The sequence below is a fragment of the uncultured Campylobacter sp. genome (genome assembly GCF_938045535.1).
Classification (GTDB): domain Bacteria; phylum Campylobacterota; class Campylobacteria; order Campylobacterales; family Campylobacteraceae; genus Campylobacter_B.
Window position 1 is genome coordinate 1 of record NZ_CALIMQ010000260.1, and the last position, 3,173, is coordinate 3,173.

3 protein-coding genes are annotated in these 3,173 nt (G+C 44.0%); all 3 read left to right on the plus strand.

Features of this window, described 5'->3' with window-relative positions:
* Positions 1-316: CRISPR system precrRNA processing endoribonuclease RAMP protein Cas6 (gene cas6 / locus Q0095_RS08200; protein WP_297883018.1), on the plus strand; the 316-nt coding region annotated here is incomplete at its 5' end.
* Positions 317-437: 121 nt separating this feature from the next.
* Positions 438-2,633 (plus strand): CRISPR-associated endonuclease Cas1, encoded by a 2,196-nt coding sequence (gene cas1 / locus Q0095_RS08205; RefSeq protein WP_297883020.1) that lies wholly within the window; start codon positions 438-440, stop codon positions 2,631-2,633.
* Entirely contained in the window at positions 2,630-2,902 is a 273-nt protein-coding gene (cas2, locus tag Q0095_RS08210) for a CRISPR-associated endonuclease Cas2 (protein WP_297883023.1), read from the plus strand. The genes cas1 and cas2 overlap by 4 nt, the downstream gene beginning before the upstream one ends.
* Positions 2,903-3,173 lie beyond the last annotated feature (271 nt).

The following is a 3,173-nucleotide window of genomic DNA, read 5'->3' on the forward strand; positions in this document are numbered from 1 at the left end:
CGTCCTCGTCCGCCGCGAGATCGACTTTAAGTCCTTTATTCGCCAAATCGCTATGAGATTTGAGAATATAACGGGCAAGGCTATAGATAAATTCGAGGTAAAATTCTGCCGCTTCGAGCAGGATTTGCACTTTTATGACATCAATCGCTACTCAAACCGCCAGCATACTAAAATGCAATTTGGCGGCGTACTCGGACGGATGCGAGTTTTCGGACTTGATGAGCGCTCGGTAAAGCTTTTGCAACTCGCCCAAATTACCGGAGTCGGCAAAAGCACGGTTTTTGGACTAGGCAAAATAAAGGCAGAGCGGATTTAAATTGCACCGCAGAATTCAAATTTTGCCGCGAGTTACAGAGCGGATAAATTTCGCCTTGGGTTACGGTATCGGCGCGTTTTGCTCGATATTTACTAGCTAAATGCAATGACAAGGAGGCGTCATGTTTGATCTAAACTTAGAGGATATTTTTACCGCAGGCGCCTTTGAATACGCGCTAAAAAGGCTAAAGCCCACGGCTTTGGGGCTTGACGGGCTTAATGCGGAGGATATTTGTTCGGGCGAATTTTACGCTGAGCTAAAGAGCGAAATTTTTAGCCTTTCTTATTCGCCGCAGCCCTTAAAACGAGCCTTTATCCCAAAAGAAGCCAAAAACGAGCTTCGCAAGCTCGCCGTGCCCTCGCTAAAAGATAAATTCGCGCAAAATATCCTCACTCGCGAGCTTTCAGGCTATTTCGATAAAGGCTTTTCAAACCGCTCTTATGCTTATAGAAACGGCAAATCCTACGCTAACGCGATCTTTCGCACTCGTGATTTTTTTAAAATTTACGACTTCGCCGTCAAAACCGACATCAAAGATTTCTTTGAAAATATCGATCACGAAAAATTGCTTAAAATTTTACGCGCGAATATCCGTGACGCTCGTATCATTAGACTCATTGAGCTTTGGATCAAAAACGGAATTTTTGAGCGCTTTGATTACCGCGCTCACGCAAAAGGCGTTCATCAAGGCGATGTCCTAAGCCCGCTGCTTTCGAATATCTATCTAAATCAAATGGATAAATTTTTAGAAAACTCGGGCGTAGAGTTCGTCAGATACGCCGATGATTTCGTTATGTTTTTTGTTTCATATGAAGCCGCCGAGAGAGGGCTCGCGCGCCTGAAAGATTTTTTAAAAACCATAAGCTTATCTCTAAACGAAGCCAAAACCTCCATTCACGGAAAAGATAGCGAATTTGTCTTTTTGGGTGTAAGCTTTAAAGGCGCAAATTTAAGTATCGGCGAGGAAAAATTTAAGCGCATTCTAGCCAAACTCGCAAGCTCTGCCAAAAAGCAAGTGATAAGCCAAAGCTTAGAAAATTTAAACGCCTATGTGTATCATCTAAAAGCCATTTCTCTTAAGCTTTTCTCGCCTTCGAAAAAAGATAGATTTTGCTTGCATTTTGGCGAGGTCGTAACGAGCCTAATACGTAGATTTCTAAAAACTGCAGACAAGCGGACGCTAGCAGAAGCCTTAATCAACCTAAACTTCCCCTACGAGCTAGGCAAAACGGCTAGAAAGGCTAAAATTCTAACCTACTTTAAAAACGCCAAGCGTCCCGCCGTCAAATCCGTCCAAAACGCCCTTGAGGCTAAAAAGCGCGAATATCTAAAAACCTTCTCGCAAAGCTCGATTATCCACATCACGACGCCGTTTTATTTTTTAGCTTTGTCTCAAGGCAAATTCGTCCTAAAAGACAAAGGCGTTATCAAGCATAAATTCCCTATAAATCAAATTTCGCAAATCATCATTAATGCGCAAATTTCACTCAGTTCCGCCGTCATCAAAGAGTGCGCCAAAAAGAAAATTTCCATAAATTTCATCGACGAAAAGACCAGTCTCAGCTACGCCACGCTCATTAGTGCAAATTCCGCCATCTCTAAAACCGCCGCCTCGCAAATTTCGCTGCTAAAAACCAAAAGACCGCTTCGTATCGCTCAGCAGTTCATCATCGGCAAGCTAAAAAATCAGATCAACTATCTAAAATATCTAGGCAAATACCATAAAAATCTAGGCGACGAAATTAAAGCGATGCAAGAAATTTTAAAGCTCCGCGTCCCTGGCGCCGCAAGCGTAAGCGAGCTTATGGGCTTTGAAGGAAGCGCCGCAAACTCCTACTGGCAGGCTATCGCAAAGGCGATCGACTACGAGTTTGGCTTTAGTGCGCGAGTGACGCAGGGCGCTACCGACGTCGTAAATTCCGCCCTAAACTACGGCTACGCGATCCTTTACTCAAAAATTTTAAAATCCATTGCCGCCGCAGGTCTGTCGCCGCATGTATCTTATCTGCACGCGCTTGATGAGCAAAAGCCCACTCTCGCCTTTGATCTCATAGAGGAATTTCGAGCCTTCATCGTCGATCGCGCCGTAATCTCGATGGTTAATAAAAACGAGCCCTTTGAGATAAAAGACGGGCTCCTATCTGTCGCAACCAGGCAAAATATCGCCAAAAACGTAAATGAAAAGCTCTTTGCTTGCACGCAGTACAGAGGCGAACAGCTAAAAGCGCAGGATATCATAGATAGGCAGGCCTACGCCCTAAAACGCGCCGTAACCCAAAACGAAAAATATAAGCCTTTCATCGGGAGATTTCAATGAATTTAATCATCTGCTACGATGTTTGTAAAACTAAGCGCCGCAACAAACTCGCCGCCTTGTTAGAAAGCTACGGGTTGCGGGCGAACTACTCGGTATTTGAGCTAGACGTCTCCGAGCGGATTTATGCCGAGCTAAAACAGCGCATTGCGCGCATAATCGAGCCCAAAACCGACAAAGTCCTATTCTACCGCATCTGCAAAACTTGTATGGCTAAAAGCGAGAGCCTAGGCGAAGGCGATATATTCCACTCCCCTGATACCTACGTCTAAGCTCCATTCCTGCGGATTTGATTTTCGGACTTTTCTTAAATTTAAAACCCCGAATTTAGCGCACTTTTATATTCTATTAAGCTTCAAAATGTCCGCAAAGCTCAAATTGCGCTCGCGCCAAAAACCCTTTCTCGGACTTCCGCTATTTAGCCTATTTTAAAAGTCCCATTTTTAGGGCTTTTTACGTTCGCGGAATTTAGTAGAAATTCGAAAAAGCTCTAAAATTTCATTTTTGTGTTTAGATTTTCGGACTTTTGTGCTTGCCCCAATG

What these genes read in the sequence shown, in the direction of transcription:
- cas2 (WP_297883023.1), top strand. Translation starts at nt 2,630, where the DNA reads ATGAATTTAATCATCTGCTACGATGTTTGTAAAACTAAGCGCCGCAAC.
- cas1 (WP_297883020.1), top strand. Translation starts at nt 438, where the DNA reads ATGTTTGATCTAAACTTAGAGGATATTTTTACCGCAGGCGCCTTTGAA.